Raw genomic sequence first — 21,441 nt, 5'->3', positions numbered from 1 at the left:
ATCCGGGCCAGGGCGCGGTCGATGCTCGACCGGGCGGACCCGGCGTACCTCGAGTCATTCATCCTGGACTGACAGGGAGCCGCGATGACGCAGCGCCGTCACCGGCCAGTGCGGTGACGGCCCTGCCGCCACCGGCTGTCAGGGCCGCGTTGGTTGCCCTCTGCGCGGCGCGACCTGCTCCGGCCGAACGGGCGGCGGCTGTACGGGTTTGGCCGTACGGGCCGACGCCGTACCGGCCCGCGTCGTACGGGCCGACGCCGTACGGGCCCGCGTCGTACGTGCACCGCAGCCGCACAGGCGGCCAGCGGGCTTACCGCCAACAGACGTGCGGTCGGCGGGCTTACTGCCGTCGGGCTTCCGGATCACGACGGCCATCCGAAGAACGGGCAGAGCCCGCCCGGCCCGCCCGGCCGGAAGGACCAGGCCGTGTCCCCCAGGCCGTGTCCCCCAGGCCGTGCCCCCCAGGCCGGGGCCCAAGGTCCCGGACCTCGTGTCCGGACCATTGGCCAGCTCTTGCTCCTCGCGTAAATTTACTGCGAAGTAAGGTTACTGCCGCGTTCGCGACGCATGGTCAACCCCGCGATGGCGCCCGGCAGTTGAGCCGTGCCCGCCGCCTCCCCCAGGGCGGCCGACGCGCTCGCCACCGCACCCCCAGGACCCGCACCGCACACCGCTCCCGTACGCACAGGACCCGCCCCGCCCTCACCCCCGCACTCCGCACGAGAACCGAGGAGCCGCTCGTGTCCCACCAGGAAAGTGCACCCGCCGCACCAGCCGGCACCCCCCGCCGCGCCCCGGAGAAGACCCCCGCCCCGACCCTGACCGAGCCCCGCAAGTCCCTCCACCGCGGCGAGGTCCGCGAGGTCTACGTCCCCCCGCTCGCCCCGCCCGCAGACCGCGGCTCCCTCGGCGACCTCCCCTTCGTCAACGCCGCCGAGGCCCCCACCGAGATCGCCCTCGCCCGCAAACAGCCCAGCGGCACCTGGCGCGACATCACCACCGCCGAATTCGCCACCGAGGTGCGCGCCGTCGCCAAAGGCCTGATCGCCCACGGCCTCCGCCCCGGCGACCGCCTCGCGATCATGGCCCGTACGACCTACGAGTGGACCCTGATCGACTTCGCCGCCTGGGCCGCCGGCCTGGTCACCGTCCCCCTCTACCCCACGTCCTCCGCCCACCAGGCCCAGTGGATCCTGCACGACTCCGGCGCCCGCGCCTGCGTCGTCGAGAACGTCGACGAGGCCCGGCTGATCAGCGGCCTGCGCGCCGGACTCCCCGCCCTCGACCACCTGTGGCAGTTCCACACCGGCGCCGTCGCCCAGCTCGTCTCCGCGGGCCGCGGCCTGCCCGACGAGGCGGTCGACGAGCGCCGCGCCGCCACCACCCCGTACGCCCTGGCCACCCTCGTCTACACCTCGGGCACCACCGGCCGCCCCAAGGGCTGCGCCCTCACCCACGCCAACTTCTTCGCCGAGGTCGACAACGCCGTCGAACTCCTCCACCCCGTCTTCAAGTCGGTGAGCCAGGAGCCCGCCTCGACCCTCCTCTTCCTGCCCCTCTCCCACGTCTTCGGCCGCATGGTCGCCGTCGGCTGCCTGCGCGCCCGGGTCCGCCTCGGCCACGCCCCCAGCATCCAGACCGACGACCTGCTGGCAGACCTGGCGGCCTTCCGGCCCACGTTCCTGCTCGCCATCCCCTACGTCCTGGAGAAGGTCTACAACACCGGCCGCGCCACCGCCGAGAAGATGGGCCGCGCCTCCTCCTTCGACCGCGCGGCCCGAGTCGCCCGCACCTACGGCGAGGCCGTCGAGGCGAGCGAGCACGGCAAGGGCGCCGGGCCAGGCGTCGCCCTCAAGGCCGCCCGCAAGCTCTACGACCCCCTCGTCTACCGCCGTATCCGGGCCGCCCTCGGCGGCAGGGTCCGCCATGTCATCTGCGGCGGCTCCCCGCTGGGCCACCGCCTCGCCGCCTTCTACGCCGGCGCCGGCATCGACGTCTTCGAGGGCTACGGCCTGACGGAGACGACGGCCGCCGCCACCGTGACCCCGCCCCTGCGCCCCCGCACCGGCACGGTCGGCTGGCCGCTCCCCGGCACCGCCGTACGCATCGCCGACGACGGCGAGGTCCTGCTGCACGGCGGCCATGTCTTCGCCGGCTACTGGGACCCGGCGCTCGGCGCCGCCCGCCCCGCCACCGACGCGCACGGCTGGCTCGCCACCGGCGACCTGGGCTCCCTCGACGCGGACGGCTACCTCACCATCACCGGCCGCAAGAAGGAGATCATCGTGACGACCGGCGGCAAGAACGTCGCCCCGGCACCCCTGGAGGACCGCCTCCGCTCCCACCCCCTCGTCGGCCAGTGCATGGTCATCGGCGACAACCGCCCCTACATCACGGCGCTGCTCACCCTCGAACCGGACGGCCTCGCCCACTGGCGCCAGATGCACAAGAAGCAGGACGTCCCGCTGGCCGAACTCGTCCATGACGAGCGCCTGCGCGCCGACCTCCAGCGCGCGGTCGACGACGCCAACGCACTCGTCTCCCGTGCCGAGTCCATCCGCCGCTTCGCCGTCCTCCCTGCGGACTTCACCCCAGAAACCGGACATCTCACCCCCTCGCTCAAGCTCCGGCGCAGTGCCGTGGCCCGCGACTTCGCCAAAGACATAGCCGCCCTTTACGAAACGAGGTGAGAAAGAGGGCGACTCTGCTCTGGAGCGGAAGCCCTTTGCGCGTCAAACTGGAACCCCGTGTCACCTCTGTGGGGGAGGTGGCACGGGGCCTTCTGCCTGCCTCTTCACCTCGCGGCCGCTTTACGGAGCGCTTCGGTGAGCTTGCGCGCGGTGGCCGTATTGCAATTGCCGAGCGCGACCAGCGCCGGCAGATAGGTTCCGGCGAGCGACGGCAGCTCCACGCCGAGCGACGGCAGCGTGATCCCGTTGTCGCTGAGCGCGGCACGCAGCCGCTCGGTGCAGCTGTGTACGTCGAGCCCGTGGGTGTCGTCCTCGTGGAGGTGAGCGGCCATGGTGCGTACGCCTTCCTGTGCGCTTGGTGACGAAGTGCTCACAGTGTGACGCGGCGCGGCGTAGCGTGGAAGGCAATCGGGTTGCGCAGGGCAACTGGCAAGTAGCGGTGGTGAGTTCATGCCCCCACGTAAGGATCCTGACGGTTCGGCGAGCGTCCCCGCCTTTTACGGCGCCGAGCTGCGCTACAAGCGGGAAGCCGCGGGCCTCACACTCGAACAGCTCGCGGAGGGCAGCTTCCGCGGCATCTCCTTCCTCAGCCAGATCGAACGCGGCGAACGGAGGATGCCGGAGGACCTGGCCCGCCACGTCGACGAGAAGCTGAAGACGGACGGGTTTTTCGCGCGGCGGTGTGAAGATGCGCGCAGGGCGCGGCAGTCCGGGATCGCGGAGTTCTTCGCGGACGCCGCGGAGATGGAGCAGTACGCCGAGACGATCGAGGACTGGGCACCGCTCCTCGTCCCTGGGCTGCTGCAGACGGCGCCGTACGCACGGGCGACCATGCGGTCGCTGAAGCCGTGGGCGCCTGCTGATGAGATCGAGCAGATGGTGGCGGCGCGGCTGAAGCGAGCGAAGCTGCTCGCGGGGGAGAAGCCTCCGTATTTTTGGGCGATCATCGACGAGAACGTGATTCGCCGCCCGGTGCTCCCGCCGGAGCAGATGGCGGAGCTGATGGACCACATCGTGAGCGTGATGACGGCGACGCCGTCGATTCTGCAGATCCTTCCGCACAACACGACGGCGCACCCCTTCCTGATGGGTCTCACCAGGATCATGACCTTCCCCGACGCGCCTGCCGTCGTGTACACGGAAGGTCTGCACAGTGGCCAACTCATCGACTACCCGGCGCTCGTGAAGCAGTACGGACGGTCGTACGATTTGCTCAGGGCCGCCGCACTGTCGCCTGAGGCGTCCCTGACCATGGTCGAGGCAGCGGCAGGGGATTACCGAAATGGCAAGCAGAGCGCTTGACTTGAGCTCCGCGATCTGGCGCAAGAGCAGCTACAGCAGCGGCACCGGCGGCGAATGCGTCGAGGTCGCTGTCAACTGGCGCAGCAGCAGCTACAGCAACGCCGGCGGTGAGTGCATCGAGGTCTCGGACGACATCCCCGGCCTCGTCCCCATACGCGACTCGAAGAACCCCGAGGGCGGAGTCCTCATCCTTCCCGCCGCCGCCTGGGGCTCGTTCATCGCGGCGATAAGGACCGACTCGCTCCGCTAGCGCCTCACACCGGCAGTTTCCGCCGTCCGTGAGGGACCGAGGTGGTTCGTCGCGTCAGCTCTGGCACGTCTTCCAGGGCCTGGCGGAACGGCTGGTGGCCGACTTCCTGTTCCAGCCAGTCGTCGAGGGTCTGCCAGGCCGCCGCGTACCCCGTGGACAGGGCGCGGACCGTCCGTGCGTTCAACCGGGTCACTCCGTCCGCGGCGGCCTCCCGGAGAACCCTCTGGCCCTCGTCGCTGAGCGAATGGGCGTCCTCTGCCTGCATATCGTGCTTCAGTTCCGAAAGCGCCCGATGGACCTCCTTCGCTTCAGGGAGACCGTTGGGCGAAATGGCCTCGTCCGGCACCAGCGGCGGCGGGAAGCCCGGTGAAGAGGTAGAAGCCTGCTGGCAGTTGGTCTGGATGAAGCGGATGAGGCTCACCCTTTGCTGCCACTTGCGTAGGTTCGCCTCGTCGGAGATCTCCCGTATGGACTTCCAGATCTTCCGCTCGATGCGAAGCCATTCCGTCGCGCACTGAATGTCGACCTGGTAGCTCGCGCTCCGCCGGTTCCAGACCTCCTGCATCACCTTGGCGATTTCCTTGAGGAGCCGGTAGTCGTACTCTCTCAGCTGTTCGTCGGACCGCATGCCGGGAGAGGTCTGCTGGAATGCCTCCGCACTCGGGTAGACGGTGCGCACGAAATTCTTGAAGAGGTCTTCTTCGCGGAGCAGGGCCAGATCGGGATCCTCCTCGGCCATCCATGACCGCTCCACCACCGCGAAGCTCCCGCGCGTGGACAGCACGGCGCTCTCCAACTGCTCCACGGCGAGACGGGCGAGGTCTTGGCGGCGCACGTGGTCGCGGCGCGTGGCGTACAGGGCGACGGCATAAACGCATGCCATGTTGTAGCGGGTGAGCCAGTCGCGACGTGACCGCCTCCCCGCCGCACGGCTCAGCAGGGCACGGATCTCTTCAGGCTGCAGATCTGTCCAGCGGACTTCTTCGCCGGTGCCTCCGCGGGAGTAGGGCTCTCGCCATTTCTGGGGCTCGTCGATGTTCCCGTACTGCCAGCTCGCCCATGCCAGGCGCAGCGGTGCCCATACCTTCTGGTTGACCCGGAAGGCGCCGCGGGTAACGGGCTGCTGGGGGCCGCGCACGCTTTGGTAATAGGCGGCAGGCCAGACGCGTCGTACCCCGCTCCACAGCCATGCCGGCCAGTAGAGCCAGAACCGGGCCCAGAAATCATCCGCGGCGAGGCGAACCGTCTCCTGCAAGGCGGCCCTCTGGAAAACCAGCCGGACCTCCTTTTCGTCCGTGCTCTTCCGCAGCGTGCGCCTCAGCGAATCCTTGCCCGCTTGTTCCCGATCGTGCGGGTCCTCGGAAGCGTCGCGGGCGTCCAGGCCGACGGCGGTCTGCCAGTAGCGCTCTACGAGGAGGGGAATCAGCTGCTCATGCGTGCGGGCACCGGTTGTTCCCTTGCGCCGGCACCACTGCCGCGCCGTCGCCTCGGACGTGCCGAGGATGATCGAATTGCGATAGCGCAGGCCCAGGAGGTCGCGGTACAGACGCGGATGGCGGAAATAGCGGAGCCGGGGCCAAAGGCGGCCCCCGGGGCACAGCCACAGCCGCTCGCGGTATTCGCGGGCATCCTGCCCGTCAAGGGTGAGCGCACGTTGGCAGGTGTCCAGGGCGTCGATGTGCAGTCCCATCTTCTCCTGGGTCTCCGCCAGTTCCGCCCGCAGGTAGGAGTTCGTGGGGTCGAGGCGTATCGCGGTGAAGTACTGCTCCAGGGCCTCGTGGTGGCGTCCCGCGCGGCTCAGCTCGTTCGCCTCCTGGTATGCCTCGTAGAGCTCGGGTTTGATCTCCCGTCCCCACCATCGGCGCCAGGGCGGCAGCCTTCCGGCGCGGGTCACCGGCAAGAGCGTGCTGACGATCCAGCTGCCCGCTTTGTGGATGACGTCGTCCCAGTCGCTGCCCCATACGGTCGTCGCGCGCGAGCCGCCGAAGAGGAACGCGGTGACGGTGATCGTCATGCCGTACTGATCCGGGCCGGTGTCGCGGAACTGGAGGACTCCGCCGACTCGGTAGGCCAGCTTCGGACGCAGCCGGCTGAGCAGTTGCGGCAGCGCGGTCCCCAGCGTCTTGGGGTCGATCTCGACATCGCCGAGCAGCTCCAGGAAGGACTCGGCGGGGGCCTGCGCGGGGAGCGTCGCGGGCGGGTACATGCTGCTGTCGGACAAGCGGTGACGGAGCCTGGCGGTGAGATCGGCATCGGACGGTTTCGGGATGCCCTCCGGCGTGGCGTCCTCCAGTTGCTGCACGTCCACTGCCCCGGGCTTGTACGCCAGCCAGGCGCGGGTGGCCCGCCACAGGAAATACAGGAGGAGCAGCAGAACCAGGAAGAACGCCAGCCGCGCACCGATCGACGCCCCCTTGCCGTCGCTCGGCTGGAAAACCGCGCCGAGTCCGCCGAAGATCCGTCCCAGGAAGCCGAAGATCTTCCCCAGGAACCCGAGGGGCGGCTCGTTCCAGGCCATACGCCCCGGCCCCGACCCCGCCCACCACAACGACGCGATCAGCCCCGCGAACCCCACCGCACTCCACACCCACCAGGCGACGAACCGCGGAGCGGGCAGCGGCGCCGTCAGGCTGCGTGCGTTTTCGGCTCGGCCATTGAACACGGCGGACTTCGGATCGTGAGGGGGTCCTCACCCTCCACGCTACTCAGGAAGACTGTCGTAGACAGGACAACCAATCCGCCCGCCCGCCGCCCCGCCCGGTGCCCCGCCCGCCGCGGTGGCCTACCGCGGTGGCCTTACCGCGGCGGCAGCGCCACCGCCGTCTGCATCTCGCACGCGTTGCACCAGAACGCCCAGCCGTTGGCGTCGACGGCCCGCGATCCGCACGCGAGGCACGGGTCGCCCACGAAGCTCGCGGTGACCCACGCGCCGGCCGTCGCCGCCCGCCGCCCGGCGGCCGCGCATTCCTCGGCGTAGCAGGGGATGCACACCCCGCCCTGCCGGCCGGGCAGCTTCATCGACCGTATTCCGCACGTCGAGCACGGCAGTTTGCCGACGTACTGCGCGTCCAGGCCGACCGGCTTTCCGTTTCTGCTGAAGGCCGCCACGTCGCCTCTGCCTCCTCCTACGCCAGGACGGTTCCGGTGCCGCCGCATCCGGAGCACTGTGTGGTGACCTCGTCGCCGGTCGGCGTCTCCCAGACCACGGTGCCTCTGCCGCCGCAATCGGGGCAGGGCTTCTGCGGGGGCAAGTGCTCGCTCATTCTGCCCACGGTAGGCCGCCCCATGTCCCGATGTGACCACTTTCCGTGATCGGTTCGATACGCATACGGGAGGCGTGCTCGCGCGGCCGTCATTCTTCGGTCGCAGCCCTCCACCGGCCGTACGGCGGGGCCGAGTTCGTCCGCGGCGCGATCCCCGGCGGCCGGCCGGGCGGGAACGCGCCCGCGGCCGCCTGAGCGGTGGCAAGCGGCCGTGCCCGCGGGCCGGAGAAGGCCGTCGCCGTGACTGCTCTTAAAGGCGCTGGGGCACTCGGCATCCCGGCCGGTATCGGGGGCCGGTATCGGGGCTGCGCGCCCAGGGCGGAGTTTTCCCCCGGGCAATGGGGCGGGCGCGGAAATTTCATGCACCTGCCATTTTCCCCGTGCCGGGTGGAGAAAGGCAGGAGCCCCGCTCGCCACCTGAGTGGCGGAGCGGGGCTCCTTGGGTACTACTTTGGAGCGACCTGGAGGAATTCCGGGCCGGGCAACTTAGACCGCGGTCACGTTCTCCGCCTGCGGACCCTTCGGGCCCTGCGTGACGTCGAAGTTCACCTGCTGGTTCTCCTCCAGGGAGCGGAAGCCAGAGGCGTTGATCGCGGAGTAGTGGACGAAGACATCCGGGCCGCCGCCGTCCTGGGCGATGAAGCCGAAGCCCTTTTCAGCGTTGAACCACTTGACGGTTCCGGTAGCCATAAGCCCTCCTTGGGCCAAAGGGTTGCCCTGCTCCAGAACCTGCAAAGAAGTCTGAAAACTACAAAAGCCTGCGGGTCACATGCTCCGCAGGCTCTGTACTGCAAGGGAAACCAAACTGCAACTTGCGCTGAGCGTAGCATGGTGCACTCGCGACGCGGAAGAGCCAAAGATCACGTTTAACGGGCGTCGTTCACGTCCATACGCCGCCCCCGCCGCATCGGCCCCGCAACACCGGGTCTAGCCTCCGCATGTGGACAATTCAACCTTCGGAGACACACCCGCGGGAGCCGATGGCGACCACCGTCGCAGCCGGCCGCGGGTGGGCCACATCCAGTTCCTGAACTGCCTGCCCCTCTACTGGGGCCTCGCCCGTACGGGCACGCTGCTCGATCTGGAGCTCACCAAGGACACGCCGGAGAAGCTCAGTGAGCAGCTGATCCGCGGGGACCTGGACATCGCGCCGGTCACGCTCGTGGAATTCCTGCGCGCCGCCGATGACCTCGTCGCGTTCCCGGACCTCGCGGTCGGCTGCGACGGCCCGGTGATGTCCTGCGTGATCGTCTCGCAGAAGCCCCTCGACCAGCTGGACGGCGCCCGGGTCGCCCTCGGCTCGACCTCGCGGACCTCCGTACGGCTGGCGCAGCTGCTGCTGGCCGAGAAGGTCGGGGTGCGGCCCGACTACTACACCTGCCCGCCCGACCTCGGCCTGATGATGCAGGAGGCGGACGCGGCGGTGCTGATCGGCGACGCCGCGCTGCGCGCCAACCTGCACGACGGCCCGCGGCTCGGCCTGGAGGTGCACGACCTCGGCCAGATGTGGAAGGACTGGACGGGCCTGCCGTTCGTCTTTGCCGTATGGGCGGCCCGGCGCGACTACCTGGAGCGCGAGCCGCTCATGGTGCGCAAGGTGCACGAGGCGTTCCTCGCCTCGCGCGACGTGTCGCTGGAGGAGGTCGGCAAGGTCGCCGAGCAGGCGGCGCGCTGGGAGGCCTTCGACGAGCCGGTGCTGGAGCGCTACTTCACCACGCTGGACTTCCGCTTCGGGGCCGAGCAGCTGCGCGGCGTCACCGAGTTCGCCCGGCGGGTCGGGCCGACGACCGGGTTCCCGGCGGACGTGCGGGTGGAGCTGCTGGAGTCCGCCGCCCGGTAGCGGGGCAGGGGCCGCGGACCGGCCGCCGCGTCGCTATGCCGACGGCGTCGGGCCGCGCAGGACCTTGCTGACGGCCTCCAGGCTCCCCTCCCGCATGCCCCGGATGTAGCCCTTGGCGTTGTGGCCGCCGTCCTGGATGACCTGGAGGTCCGCCGTGATCGGACCCTTGGCGTAGCGGCGTATGAAGCGCTCCAGGTTGGCCCGGCCGCCTTCCTTCGTGCCTATCTGGAACTGAAGGTGGACCGGTGGGGCACCGGGGCGGGAGGCGAGGCGCGCGGCGAGCCGCTCGGGGTCGTTCGCCCGCTTCTCCTTCTCGTGGCCGCGCCACAGCGGGGAGTCCGGGCGGGTGTCCGGGCCGCTGGCGATCACCGCCCGGAAGCGGTCCGGGTGCTGCAGGACCTGCTTGAGGCCGACGAAGCCGCCGGACGAGGAGCCCATGAAGGCCCAGCCGTCGCGCGAGCCGAACGTCCGGAAGGTGGCCCTGGCCAGGTCGGGCACATCGTCCGACAGCCAGGTGCCGATCTTCGGCCGGCCCGGTATGTCACTGCCGTCGTAGTAGTAGCGCTTGTCCGGGTTGAGCTGCGGCATGACGACGATGAACGGCTTGCTGCGGCCCAGGGCGGACAGGTCGTCGATGGTGCGCTGCAGCTTGAGGTCGGTGCGCATCCAGTAGTTCGTCGGGTAGCCGCGGCCGCCGGGCAGCGCGATCAGGACCGGGAACGCGCTGTGGCGGTAACGCTCCTCGTAGTACTCCTTCGGGGCCCAGGCCCACACCTTGCCGGTGAAACCGGACTTCTTCCCGTGCAGCGTCGTCACGCCGATCCTGGTGCCGTCGGCGAGGGTGTCCGCCGTACGGAACGGCGGCAGCGGACCGGGCGCCGGGCGGCCGAAGGACATCGGCTCGCCGGTGTCGGGGAAGACGTCCCCGTACTTGATGACGGGGAAGAGGCCGAGCACCAGGGCCGCGATGACCGCACCGGTGACAAGCGCCCGCTTCCTCGGCTTGGGGTGGTGCACGGGTTCGTTCTCTCCGGACGGTCGCGCCGCCGCGCGGGCGGCGGGGCTGCCCCTGGGCGGGGCCCGGGGCAGGAATGGTCGAGTTACTCCCTGTTTGACGGAAAAGCGGGGGAGCGGGTTCACGGGGCCGGGCATGACATGGGTCATAAGCTGGATACGCCGTATCGAGGGGGAGGCGCCATGGAGCCGCTGGCAGCGGGCGATCCACGGGTCATGGGCGGGTACCGGCTGCTGGGGCGGCTCGGCGCGGGCGGCATGGGCCGGGTCTATCTGGGGCGCAGCGCCGGCGGGCGCACCGTCGCCGTCAAGGCCGTCCATGCGCACTTCGCCGTCGACGACCAGTTCCGGGCCCGCTTCCGACGGGAGATCGAATCGGCACGGCGGGTGGGCGGCGCCTGGACCGCGCCCGTACTGGACGCCGACCCGGACGCCGACATCCCCTGGATCGCCACCGGCTATGTCGCGGGCCCCTCGCTCGCGCAGGCCGTCACCGACACCGGGCCGCTGGCCGAGCGCTCCGTACGGGTCCTGGGCGCCGGGCTGGCCGAGGCGCTGACCGCGGTGCATGCCCTCGGGCTGGTGCACCGCGACGTCAAGCCGTCGAACGTCCTGCTGACGCTGGACGGGCCGCTGCTGATCGACTTCGGGATCGCACGGGCCACCCAGGGCACGGCCTCGCTCACCTCGACCGGGGTCTCGGTGGGTTCGCCCGGCTACATGGCGCCCGAACAGATCCTCGGCAAGGGCGCCGAGGGCGCCGCCGATGTCTTCTCGCTCGGCGCGGTACTGGCCTTCGCGGCGACCGGCGCCAGCCCGTTCCCGGGTGATTCGTCCGCCGCCCTGCTCTACAAGGTCGTCCACGAGGAGCCGGAGCTCGGCCCGCAACTCACCGGCGAGCTACGGGAACTGGTGGCCGCCTGCCTGGCCAAGAACCCCGCGGACCGCCCCGCCCCCGAGGCGCTGGCGGCCCGTCTCGCGGGGGAGGGCAGCGGCGGCGCGGAGGGCCTGGTGCGGGCCGGCTGGCTGCCCGGCGCCCTGGTCGAACGGGTCAGCCGGCAGGCGGTGGAGCTGCTGAACCTCGACGCGGCGGAGGAGGCGGGGGCGGGCGCGGGCGCGGAGGCGGGGTCGGGCGCGGGCCTGGGGGCGGGGTCGGGCACGGGCCCGGCGGCCGTACCGGGCCCGGCGGCCGTACCGGGGCCGGCCGGCTCGCCGGGCACGGCGCACGGCGGGGCGTTCGGGCCGCCGGACCCTTCGTACGGGGCGGCCGGCGGGGCCGTAGCCGCAGGCGCGGCGCCCGAGGGGACGGCCTCGGGGCTGGTGCCCTTCGACGCGCAGGCCCAGGTCGCGGGCTTCTCCGGCATGCCCGCCCCGGCAGCCCCCGCCGGGCCACCTGCCCCGGCAGCCCCCGCCGGGCCGCCCGCCCAGGTACCGGCCCAGCCGTCCGGTCCGCCACCGGGGCCCGCGTCCTGGCCGGCCGCCGCCGGCCACCCCGTGCCACCGGGCCCCGCCCATCCGCCGACCGCCCCCGGTATCGCCGACCTGCCCACCGGGGCACCGGCACCCGCCGCCGGCCCCGCGGCCAAGGAGCGGCGCATCGCGCTGTCCGGCACCGTCGGAGGCAAGGACCGGCCCCGGCGGGTGAGCTGCACCCTGGTGCTGTCGGTGGCCGGCGCGCTGGCCGCCGCGACGACCGCGGCGTTCGTCTTCCGGCTGCTGCCGGGCGCAGGCGGCGACGCCGACAGCGGACCGAAGGCCGGTGCCAGGCCGACGGCCGGCCCGACCGCCCCCGCGGACTCCGGTGGCGGGCCCACCGTCGCCAAGCCGTTCCTCGGCACCTGGACCGGCAGCATCACCACCGCACACGGCATCCCCAACGGCACGATGACCAGCACCATCAAGGCCGGCAGCAAGGGCGACTACGTCATTCACACCACCTACGACGCGGTGCTGGTGCGCTGCGAGGCCAAGGCGAAGCTGGAGTCGGCCACCGCCGGCCGGCTGGTCCTCATGGAGCGCCCGGACGGCAAGCAGGGGCCCGGCTGCACGGGCAACAAGTCCCGGGTGACGTACACCCTCGGCGAGCGCGGCGACACGATCGAGTTCACCTCCGACGACGATGCGGGCGGCACGCCGAAGGCGACGCTGACGAAGCGCTGAGCGGTGCGGCCGGGCGGCGGCAGGAGCCGCGGCAGGAGCCGCAGCAGGAGCCGCGGCCCGGCCGCCAGCGAGGCTGTCGGACCCCTGACGTACGCTGGTTCAGTCGTGATGCCCGCCTGCGAAAGGGACGCCCCGGTGACCGAGAACGCCGACCTCCAGTCCGTACTCGACCGCGCCGCGCAGGGCGGCCGCATCACGCCCGAGGAAGCGCTCGACCTGTACCGCTCCGCGCCGCTGCACGCGCTGGGCAAGGCCGCCGACGCCGTACGCCGCCGCCGCTACGCCGGCACCGAGCACATCGCGACGTACATCATCGAACGCAACATCAACTACACCAATGTGTGCGTGACGGCCTGTAAGTTCTGCGCCTTCTACGCCCCGCCCAAGGACACCGCCAAGGGCTGGACCCGCGACCTCGACGACATCCTGCGCCGCTGCGCGGAGACCGTCGAACTGGGCGGCACCCAGATCATGTTCCAGGGCGGCCACCACCCGGACTACGGCGTCGAGTACTACGAGAAGCACTTCTCCGCCATCAAGAAGGCGTTCCCGCAGCTGGTCATCCACTCCCTCGGCGCGTCCGAGGTCGAGCACATGGCCCGGATCTCCAAGGTGTCGGTCGAGGAGGCGATCCAGCGCATCCACGCCGCCGGCCTCGACTCCTTCGCCGGCGCCGGCGCCGAACTCCTCCCGGCCCGCCCCCGCAAGGCCATCGCGCCGCTGAAGGAGTCCGGCGAGCGCTGGCTGGAGATCATGGAGGCGGCCCACAAGCTGGGGGTCGAGTCGACGTCCACGATGCTGATGGGCACCGGCGAGACCAACGCCGAGCGGATCGAGCACCTGCGGATGATCCGCGACGTCCAGGACCGTACGGGCGGCTTCCGCGCCTTCATCCCGTACACCTACCAGCCCGAGAACAACCACCTGAAGGGCCGGACGCAGGCCACGATCTTCGAGTACCTGCGGATGATCGCGATCGCGCGGCTGTTCATGGACAACATCGCGCACATCCAGGGCTCCTGGCTGACCACCGGCAAGGAGATCGGCCAGCTGTCGCTGCACTACGGCGCGGACGACCTCGGCTCGATCATGCTGGAGGAGAACGTGGTCTCCTCGGCCGGCGCCAAGCACCGCTCCAACCGCATGGAGATCATCGACCTGATCCGCAAGGCGGGCCGGGTCCCGGCGCAGCGCGCGACGACGTACGAGCACCTGGTCGTACACGACGACCCGGCCAACGACCCCGTCGACGACAAGGTCGTCTCGCATCTGTCCTCGACGGCCATCGAGGGCGGCACGGCCCACCCGGAACTGAAGCTCGTCGAGGCCAAGTAGGCCGGACGTGCTGACACTTCACCGTGTACGGGCCGTCCGGCTCGTGCATGACGGAGAGCGCGTGTATGGCGGAGAGCTCGCGGATGACGCAGAGTCCGCCGCCGGGTCCGGGTCCGGGTACGCGGTCGTCGTCGACGGCGCCCGTATCGCCGCCATCGGCCCGTACGAGGAACTGGCGGCGGCCTACGGAGAGCGGGCGCGGGTCCGGGAGTGGGACGGCGTACTGACCCCCGGGCGCTGGGAACCGGACGGCGCGGCGCTGCTGGAGGCCGCCTACCACCCCGATCCGCGCGAGGCCGACGAGCTCGGCAGCGAGCCGATCACGGGCGAGGCGCTCGCCGCCCTCGGCATGACCGAGGCCCGCTGGGGCGCCAGCGCCCGCCGCGGCCTGCAGCGCCTCCTGGCGTCCGGCACGACCGCGCTGACCGGCCCGTTCACCCGGCCCGCGGTGCGTACGGCCGTCCAGCGGTCCGGGCTCACGGTGCTGCCGGGCCCCGGCCCCCTTCCCCAGGCTCCCGGCTCCGCTCGCGCAGCGGGGACGCGCACGCTGACCGTCGGTGGCCCGGCCGACTTCGCCGTCTTCGCCGAGGACGGCAGCGCACTGGCCACCGTCCTCGCCGGCCGCCTCGTCCACCGCCGCCGCACCCCGTATAGCCACGGACAGTCACGGGTTGTGACGGATGGTGGCGACGCAGGGAACTAGTCACTCTCTGTAATCGTTGCTGGAATAGAAGGAAGCACGCGAGGCCGCCGCGAAGAAGGAAGCGCGCGAGGCTCCCGCGCTCCCCTGCGCTCCCGTTAAGCACCCGTCAACGCGGCCCCGTCGCACGTCAGGGCGGTGTCAACGGAAGCGGAGCGAGGGATTCGGAGCGGCAAGATCGTTGGCGCGGGGACGGCCGACGCCGGCCGCTCACGATGCACTGCGCACCGCTGGACCGCCCGGATGTTCCGAGGGGGGAAAACGGCCGTCCCCGACCAAGCTCCGACCGCTGCTCCCCGCAGGGTGTGACCATCGCTCCCCGCAGGATGCGCCCGGCTCCCCGCAGGGTGTGCCCGGTGCGGGGCCGGATCGCGCACGGTGGAGAATGGCCGGGTGACCCGAGCATCCCTGGACAAGCAGCCGCACGAAGTCGCCGCGATGTTCGACGACGTGGCGGCACGGTACGACCTCACCAACGACGTGCTCTCCCTGGGGCAGGCGCGGCTGTGGCGCAAGGAGGTGGACCGTGCGGTGGCCGCCCGGCCCGCCGAGCGGGTGCTCGACCTCGCGGCCGGCACCGGCACCTCCTCGCTGCCGTTCGCCCGGACCGGGGCGTACGTCGTGCCGTGCGACTTCTCCGTCGGCATGCTGGGGGAGGGCAAGAAGCGGCATCCGTGGCTGCCGTTCACCGCCGGCGACGGGACCCGGTTGCCGTTCGCGGACGATGTGTTCGACGCCGTGACCATCTCCTTCGGGCTGCGCAACATCCAGGACACGGACGCCGCGCTGGCGGAGCTGTACCGGGTCACCAAGCCCGGCGGCCGGGTCGTGATCTGCGAGTTCAGCGAGCCGACCTGGGCGCCGTTCCGGACCGTCTACACCGAGTACCTGATGCGCGCGCTGCCGCCGGTCGCCCGTGCGGTCAGCAGCAACCCGGACGCCTACGTCTACCTCGCCGAGTCCATCCGCACCTGGCCCAACCAGCCCGAACTCGCCGCCCGGATGCAGGGCGCGGGCTGGACCAAGGTCGCCTGGCGCAATCTGACCGGCGGGGTCGTGGCGCTGCACCGGGGGACGAAGCCGAAGGGCTGACGCCAAGGGGGAGCGTGGCGCCACGGTCGGGCCGGGCGGCGCCACGGTCGGGTCGCGCGGCGCCACGGCCCAGTCGGGCGGGGCCACTTCACCGGGGGTGCACCGCCGGGAACCATGCGTGCACCGCCGGGAACCATGCGTGCGGAAGCGGTGTCTGTACGTTCGGCCCGCGGCAGCCGATTCGTGCTGCCCCTTGATCTCCCGGAGTCCGTCTTGTCGTCGTTCTGCCCGGACTGTGGTTCTGCCTCGCCGCCCGAGGCGCGCTTCTGCATGGGCTGCGGCCGGGAGCGGCAGGCCGCCGCGCCGCCCGGCCCCGAGGGCCCGCCGCCCCCGGCGCGACCACCGGTGCCGGGACAGCCGCCGGTGCCGGGACAGCCACCGTCCCCGGCCCCGGCCCCGGACCTGGCCCCGGCCCCGGACCCGGCGGCCCCGGCACCAGCCGCGCCGCACGGCCCCGCCCCGTACGCCCAGTACGCCCCGCCCGCCCGGCCCTCGCCCGTAGGCGCCCTGTTCGCCCGTACGGTCAAGGGGGACTGGGCGACGGCGGCGAAGGTCGCCGCCGGGCCGGTGCTGATGCTGCTGGTCCTGGCGTCGGTGCTGGCGATGTTCTTCACCGACGACGCGCACTCCGGCGGCCTCGGCTGGGGCGTACGGATGCGGATCGCGCTGGCGCTGCTGCTGCAGAGCGTCGGCGGCGGGGTCACGCTCACGGGCAACGCCTCGGCGTCCCTGGGGCCGTTCGGCGCGGGGCTCGCGGGCGAGGCGACGCTGTCGCTGGTTCCGCTGGTGGTCACGGTGGCGTGGGCGGCCCTGCTGGCGGCGGCCGCCCGCCGCTTCGCCGCCGTCCGGCCGACTGCCGCCGCCGGGGCGGGAGTCGGCGGACCCGCGGCGGGAGCCAGCGGACCCGCGGCCCAGGGGAGCATCGCCGCGGTGGAGACCGTGCTGCGCATCGCCGCGCTCTCGGGCCTGGGCACCTTCGCCCTCGGCCTGCTGGCCCAGCCGTCCTATGACGGCGTCGAGCTGTCGTCCGCGCCGTTCCTCGCACTGCTGTGGTCCTTCCTGCTGGCAGCCGCGGTCTGCGGTGTGACGGTCGGACGCGGCGAGGCCGGCGCCTGGCTCGCCGCGCGGCCCGCGTGGCAGATAGCCGTCGGGGCGCTGCGTACCGCGCTGCTCGCGCTGCTGGCCGTCGTCACCCTGGCCGGTGTCGTCGCCGTCGTGGCGCTGCTGGCCACGGCGGAGCAGGACCTGGGCGCCGGCGCGGTCGTCGCGATGCTGGTGCTGCTGCCCAACATCGGTGCGCTGGCGCTCGCGATGGCCTGGGGCGCGCCGGTCAACGCCGAGTGGAACCTCCCCGACATCCCGTTCCTGGACTCCGGCCGGCAGTCGGTCGGCTATGGCGAGTTGGGGCATATCGGCGGTGGCTGGGTGCTGTTCGCAGTGATCGTCGGCGGTCTGGTCTGCGCGCTGCTGGTCGGGTTCTTCGCGGTACGGCGCAGCGCCGACCGCCGCGAACAGCTGCTGTCCGCGGGCTTCTTCGTCGTCTCGCTGGTGTTCCTGGTGCTGGTCGCGGGCGCGAGCGCCAGCGCGACGTTCCGGGCCGCAGGCGGCGGTTACGGCGGTTACGGCGGTTACGGTGACGGATCCGGCAGCAGGTTCGGCGACGGCTTCGGCGGGGGTTACGGGAGCGGGTACGGCAGCGGGTACGGCGGCCGGCTCGGCGGCGCGCACGGTGAACTCGCCGCGGGTGGCGCGGAGACGCTGCTGTTCGCGCTGCTGTGGACGTTCGGCGCGGTGCTGGTCGTGCCGTATCTGCTGCGGATGGCGGGGCGCGGGGCGGGGCAGGCGGCAGTGGTGCCTGGCCCGTACGGCGCTGCGCCGGCCGCCCCGGCCGCCCCACCCGCCACGTTCGGCGCCGCGCAGCCCGCGCAAGCCGCACCGCACGGTGTCACCCCCGCCGCACCACAGACCGCACCGGAGCCCGCACCGCAGCCCGCCGCGGCCGCTTCCGCCCCGCCCGTTCCCCCCGCGCCCGCACCCGACGTGCCCGCCCCCAGCGCGCCTGTGCCCAGCGCGCCCGCCCCCACCGCGCCCGATCTCCCGCTTGTGCAGTCCGGGCAGACCATGGCGCCGGTGCCGGCGCCGGTGCCGCCGAAGCCCCGCCGCCGGGTGCTGAAGTGGGTGGCGCTGGCACTGGCCGCGTTCCTGGTCGGCGGCGGTGCGACGGCCGGTGCAATGTACTTCGCCAACCACCGGAGCGACGGCGACCACCGCGGTGACGACAAGGCCGACAGCAAGAACAACAGCAAGAACGACAGCAAGGCCGACGACAAGGCCGCCAACCCCTCCGCGTCCGCGAGCGAGCAGCCCGCCCCGGGTCCGTCCGCGACCCCGTCCGCCACCGCGAGCGGCGAGCCGACCGGTGCCCCCACGGGGAAGCCCACCGCCGGTCTCCCCGACGGGTTCGTGCGCAAGGACGACCCCAACGGCTTCTCGGTCGGCGTGAGGCACGACTGGCAGCGGGAGCCGAAGGGCACCCAGACCGACTACAAGGCGCCGGTCGGCAAGCAGTACCTGCGCATCGGCGTCATCGCCAACGCCCCGCAGTCCTCCTACGACAACTTCCTGACCCTGGAGAAGGGCGCCCGGAAGCGGACGAACTACCAGCGGGCGGAGCTGCGGAAGAACACGTTCCAGAACCGCCCGGGCGCCCGCTGGGAGTTCACCTACGTCAACGACACGGGCAACACCGTCCACGCCGTCGACCAGGCGTACGTGGCCGCCGACGGCACCGAGTACAGCATCTACTACGAGTGCCTGGAGGCGCTGTACGACCCGGAGAACGACAAGGTCTTCAGCACGGCACTGGCCACCTGGTCCGTCAGCGACGTGGACGTCGACTAGGGCCCGGCCATGACCATCTAGGGCCCGGCCATGACCATCGGACAGGCCCGGGGAGCCCGGTCCGCCGCCGAGGGGCCGCCCGCCCGCACTCCGGTGCGCGCGGCCCGCAGCCCGCACTCCGGTGCGCGCGGCCGGCCCCTCGGCATGTCCCGGAGGCCGGCCCCTCGGCACGTTCCGGCGGCCGGTTCAGAACTCCAGCCGGTGGCAGTACGCCGTCCGCTTGCCCTGCGGCGTGATCACCGTCTCCGCGCGCCGCATCCCCAGCCGCCGGGTCACCGCGAGGGACCGCTCGTTGCGGGCGTCGACCATCGCCACCACCTGCCGTACTCCGGCGGCCCGTACGCGCTCCAGGGCGAGTTGCGCGGCGGCCGTGGCGTACCCCTTGCCCCAGTACGCCCGGCCCAGCCGCCAGCCGATCTCTATCTCGCCCCTGGGGCCCCACTCGTGGGGCCAGGGCTGGGCGCCGGTGAAGCCGATGACCGCGCCGTCCGCGGGGTCGAGCATCGTGTAGAGGCAGAAGCCCCGTTCCGCGTCATGCCGTCGCTGACGGGCCGTCAGTTCTTCGTAGACGGACAGTTCGGCGGAGGCGCCGCCGTGGAACTCCATCACGTCGGGGTGGTCGAAGAGGCGGTGCCAGTTCAGGGCGTCCTCGTCGGTGGGGACGCGCAGCTCGACGGCCGGGGGCGACTGCGGAGGTCTGTTCATGGACCAACCCTTCAGGTTCTGATCACATACGCCCCCATAGACTGCACATGCCCAGTGCCGGTCGGCACCCAGATATCGACTTCCGGGAGACCTCGCCGTGACGGAGTCCGTGACCGCGTCAAAGACCACGCCCCGCTCCGAACACAGCGCGGACGTGATCGTCGTCGGGGCCGGGCCGGCCGGCTCGACGACGGCCTACCACCTGGCCAAGTCCGGACTGGACGTCCTCCTCCTGGAGAAGACGGCCTTCCCGCGCGAGAAGGTGTGCGGTGACGGCCTCACCCCGCGCGCCACCAAGCAGCTGGTCGCCATGGGAATCGACATCTCCGAGGAGGCGGGCTGGCTGCGCAACAAGGGCCTGCGCATCATCGGCGGCGGCTCCCGGCTCCAGCTCGACTGGCCGGACCTGGCGTCGTACCCGAACTACGGACTCGTCCGCAAGCGCGATGACTTCGACGAGCAGCTGGCGCGGCAGGCACAGAAGGCCGGGGCGCGGCTCTACGAGCGCTGCAACGTGGGCGCCCCCGTCGTCAACGAGCTGACCGGCCACATCACGGGCGTGCACGCCAAGCTCGGCGACGAGAAGACCCCGGTCACCTTCCACGCCCCCCTCGTCGTCGCCGCGGACGGCAACTCCACCCGGCTGTCGCTGGCCATGGGCCTGCACCGCCGCGAGGACCGGCCGATGGGCGTGGCCGTCCGTACGTACTTCACCTCGCCCCGCCATGACGACGACTACCTGGAGTCGTGGCTGGAGCTGTGGGACCGCCGCGGTGCGCAGGACCGGCTGCTGCCCGGCTACGGCTGGATCTTCGGCATGGGCGACGGTACGAGCAATGTCGGCCTGGGCGTGCTGAACACCTCCGCCTCCTTCAAGGAGCTGGACTGGCGCGAGATCCTCAAGGCGTGGTGCGCCTCGATGCCCGCTGACTGGGGTTACACGCCGGAGAACATGACCGGCCCGATCCGCGGTGCCGCGCTCCCCATGGCGTTCAACCGTCAGCCGCACTACACCAAGGGCCTGCTGCTGGTCGGTGACGCGGGCGGTCTGGTCAACCCGTTCAACGGCGAGGGCATCGCGTACGCCATGGAGTCCGGCTCCATCGCCGCCGAGGTCATCGTCCAGGCCCAGGCGCGCGCGACCTACGCCCAGCGGGAACTGGCCCTGCAGCGCTACCCGAAGATCCTCAAGGACACCTACGGCGGCTACTACTCGCTGGGCCGCGCCTTCGTGAAGCTGATCGGCAACCCCAAGGTCATGAAGATCGCCACCCAGCGCGGTCTGACCCATCCGATGCTGATGCGCTTCACCCTCAAGATGCTCGCCAACCTCACCGACCCCACGGGCGGCGACGCGATGGACCGGATCATCAACGGGCTGAGCAAGGTAGCTCCGCGTTCATGATGATTCAAGCGCGAGCGTCTGCTGCTTGTTGATCTGCGGTAACTGTGCCGTACGGCGTTGCCGCGCTTGTCCTCAGGGAGAACAACGCCGCCCGCTGCGCCTTGTGAGGCTTGGCGGGTCGGCGCTGTCGTCGGGGCGAAGCATGGTTCGGGGAGCCTCACCTGCCATGCCGGGGTCCGCGCCAGTCGTCGATTACGTTGTAGGGCCCGGTGAAATTGTTGTTGACGATCACGTTCGAGTGCCCGTATTTGCAGTAGTTGCCGGAATTGCGCGCGCACTGACGTGGATTGTCATGGAGGCGCATCTTGTTTGCGCTCCGGTTCTCGTTTCCGTGGCCGGTTCCGGGCTTGTGATGCGCCGGCGGTGGGGGCGGAGCCGGTGCCGGGGCCGGAGCCGGGGCCGGCGGTGGGGGCGGATTGGCAATTGCTGCGGTGGCGCCGCCGAAAGCGGCGGCTGCCGAGAAGGCTGTGCAGGCTGCGAATCTGGAGAGTCGCTGGGAGAGGGACATGGGCCTCTCACCTCAATTGCTTCATGTGAGTGACGGGGTGGTTCCGGCCGGTGAACGACCTTCCCTCCACGAGTCCCACGCTACGCCCGGACTGCTCGCTGGCATGGGCTGTTCGGTCCCGTTCTGGATGCCACGGCGGGATGGAGAGGCCGACCTCTTGCGGGAGATCCGCGCCGTCCATGTGGAACACCCGCATACCCCGATCGGTAGGCGTCTTCACGACTCGATCCGTCGGTCGGTCTTCGTGTGCGTCAAGGTCGCGCCGAAGGCGTAAAC

At 71.4% G+C, this 21,441-nt stretch carries 17 protein-coding genes; 10 read left to right on the top strand and 7 right to left on the bottom strand.

From position 1 onward, the window contains the following. Positions 1 to 740: 740 nt before the first annotated feature. Positions 741 to 2,690, top strand: coding sequence for an AMP-dependent synthetase/ligase (locus ACWD6P_RS20285; protein WP_451445502.1), 1,950 nt, complete (start codon positions 741 to 743; stop codon positions 2,688 to 2,690). A gap of 104 nt (positions 2,691 to 2,794) precedes the next feature. Here ACWD6P_RS20285 and ACWD6P_RS20280 read toward each other — a convergent pair whose 3' ends face one another. Continuing rightward, positions 2,795 to 3,022, bottom strand: coding sequence for a hypothetical protein (locus ACWD6P_RS20280; RefSeq protein WP_451445501.1), 228 nt, complete (start codon positions 3,020 to 3,022; stop codon positions 2,795 to 2,797). Between the two features lie 118 nt (positions 3,023 to 3,140). On the opposite strand from ACWD6P_RS20280, the gene ACWD6P_RS20275 reads away from it, so the two are divergent. Next, complete coding sequence (locus tag ACWD6P_RS20275; RefSeq protein ID WP_451445500.1) at positions 3,141 to 3,992, top strand: helix-turn-helix domain-containing protein; 852 nt, start codon at positions 3,141 to 3,143, stop codon at positions 3,990 to 3,992. 1 nt (position 3,993) lies between these two features. Further along, a complete protein-coding gene (locus ACWD6P_RS20270) occupies positions 3,994 to 4,242 on the top strand; it encodes a DUF397 domain-containing protein (protein WP_451445499.1) in 249 nt (82 codons plus the stop codon). A 4-nt stretch (positions 4,243 to 4,246) separates the two neighbouring features. On the opposite strand, the gene ACWD6P_RS20265 is transcribed toward ACWD6P_RS20270, so the two are convergent. The 4 genes from ACWD6P_RS20265 to ACWD6P_RS20250 form a co-directional block, all read right to left on the bottom strand. Next, positions 4,247 to 6,904, bottom strand: coding sequence for a tetratricopeptide repeat protein (locus tag ACWD6P_RS20265; protein ID WP_451445498.1), 2,658 nt, complete (start codon positions 6,902 to 6,904; stop codon positions 4,247 to 4,249). 134 nt (positions 6,905 to 7,038) lie between these two features. Next, entirely contained in the window at positions 7,039 to 7,350 is a 312-nt protein-coding gene (locus tag ACWD6P_RS20260) for a hypothetical protein (protein ID WP_451445497.1), read from the bottom strand. A gap of 17 nt (positions 7,351 to 7,367) precedes the next feature. Beyond that, complete coding sequence (locus tag ACWD6P_RS20255) at positions 7,368 to 7,505, bottom strand: hypothetical protein (RefSeq protein ID WP_451445496.1); 138 nt, start codon at positions 7,503 to 7,505, stop codon at positions 7,368 to 7,370. 486 nt (positions 7,506 to 7,991) lie between these two features. After that, positions 7,992 to 8,195: a cold-shock protein gene (locus tag ACWD6P_RS20250; protein ID WP_451445495.1), complete on the bottom strand. Its 204-nt coding sequence runs from the start codon at positions 8,193 to 8,195 to the stop codon at positions 7,992 to 7,994. A gap of 250 nt (positions 8,196 to 8,445) precedes the next feature. Here ACWD6P_RS20250 and ACWD6P_RS20245 point away from each other — a divergent pair, with 250 nt between their 5' ends. Further along, positions 8,446 to 9,345 (top strand): menaquinone biosynthetic enzyme MqnA/MqnD family protein, encoded by a 900-nt coding sequence (locus ACWD6P_RS20245; protein WP_451445494.1) that lies wholly within the window; start codon positions 8,446 to 8,448, stop codon positions 9,343 to 9,345. Between the two features lie 33 nt (positions 9,346 to 9,378). On the opposite strand, the gene ACWD6P_RS20240 is transcribed toward ACWD6P_RS20245, so the two are convergent. Next, positions 9,379 to 10,362 carry an alpha/beta hydrolase gene (locus ACWD6P_RS20240; protein ID WP_451445493.1) on the bottom strand — a complete coding sequence of 328 codons (984 nt, stop codon included), beginning with the start codon at positions 10,360 to 10,362 and terminating at the stop codon, positions 9,379 to 9,381. A gap of 180 nt (positions 10,363 to 10,542) precedes the next feature. Between ACWD6P_RS20240 and ACWD6P_RS20235 the strand changes: the two genes are divergently transcribed. The 5 genes from ACWD6P_RS20235 to ACWD6P_RS20215 all read left to right on the top strand — a co-directional run bounded on the left by ACWD6P_RS20235 (position 10,543) and on the right by ACWD6P_RS20215 (position 18,547). Next, positions 10,543 to 12,519: a serine/threonine-protein kinase gene (locus ACWD6P_RS20235; protein ID WP_451445492.1), complete on the top strand. Its 1,977-nt coding sequence runs from the start codon at positions 10,543 to 10,545 to the stop codon at positions 12,517 to 12,519. A gap of 135 nt (positions 12,520 to 12,654) precedes the next feature. After that, entirely contained in the window at positions 12,655 to 13,854 is a 1,200-nt protein-coding gene (gene mqnC, locus ACWD6P_RS20230) for a cyclic dehypoxanthinyl futalosine synthase (protein ID WP_451445491.1), read from the top strand. Positions 13,855 to 13,861: 7 nt separating this feature from the next. After that, a complete protein-coding gene (locus tag ACWD6P_RS20225) occupies positions 13,862 to 14,557 on the top strand; it encodes an imidazolonepropionase-like domain-containing protein (protein ID WP_451445490.1) in 696 nt (231 codons plus the stop codon). Between the two features lie 390 nt (positions 14,558 to 14,947). Continuing rightward, on the top strand, positions 14,948 to 15,646 hold the full coding sequence (locus ACWD6P_RS20220) for a demethylmenaquinone methyltransferase (protein ID WP_451445489.1): 699 nt from the start codon (positions 14,948 to 14,950) through the stop codon (positions 15,644 to 15,646). 213 nt (positions 15,647 to 15,859) lie between these two features. Then, positions 15,860 to 18,547 carry a hypothetical protein gene (locus ACWD6P_RS20215; RefSeq protein WP_451445488.1) on the top strand — a complete coding sequence of 896 codons (2,688 nt, stop codon included), beginning with the start codon at positions 15,860 to 15,862 and terminating at the stop codon, positions 18,545 to 18,547. A 186-nt stretch (positions 18,548 to 18,733) separates the two neighbouring features. Here ACWD6P_RS20215 and ACWD6P_RS20210 read toward each other — a convergent pair whose 3' ends face one another. Continuing rightward, entirely contained in the window at positions 18,734 to 19,252 is a 519-nt protein-coding gene (locus ACWD6P_RS20210; protein ID WP_451445487.1) for a GNAT family N-acetyltransferase, read from the bottom strand. Between the two features lie 97 nt (positions 19,253 to 19,349). Here ACWD6P_RS20210 and ACWD6P_RS20205 point away from each other — a divergent pair, with 97 nt between their 5' ends. After that, positions 19,350 to 20,657 (top strand): geranylgeranyl reductase family protein, encoded by a 1,308-nt coding sequence (locus ACWD6P_RS20205; RefSeq protein ID WP_451445486.1) that lies wholly within the window; start codon positions 19,350 to 19,352, stop codon positions 20,655 to 20,657. Positions 20,658 to 21,441 lie beyond the last annotated feature (784 nt).

It is taken from the genome of Streptomyces sp. NPDC002446, from assembly GCF_053595675.1.
This window is presented reverse-complemented; position numbering and strand designations above follow the sequence as displayed.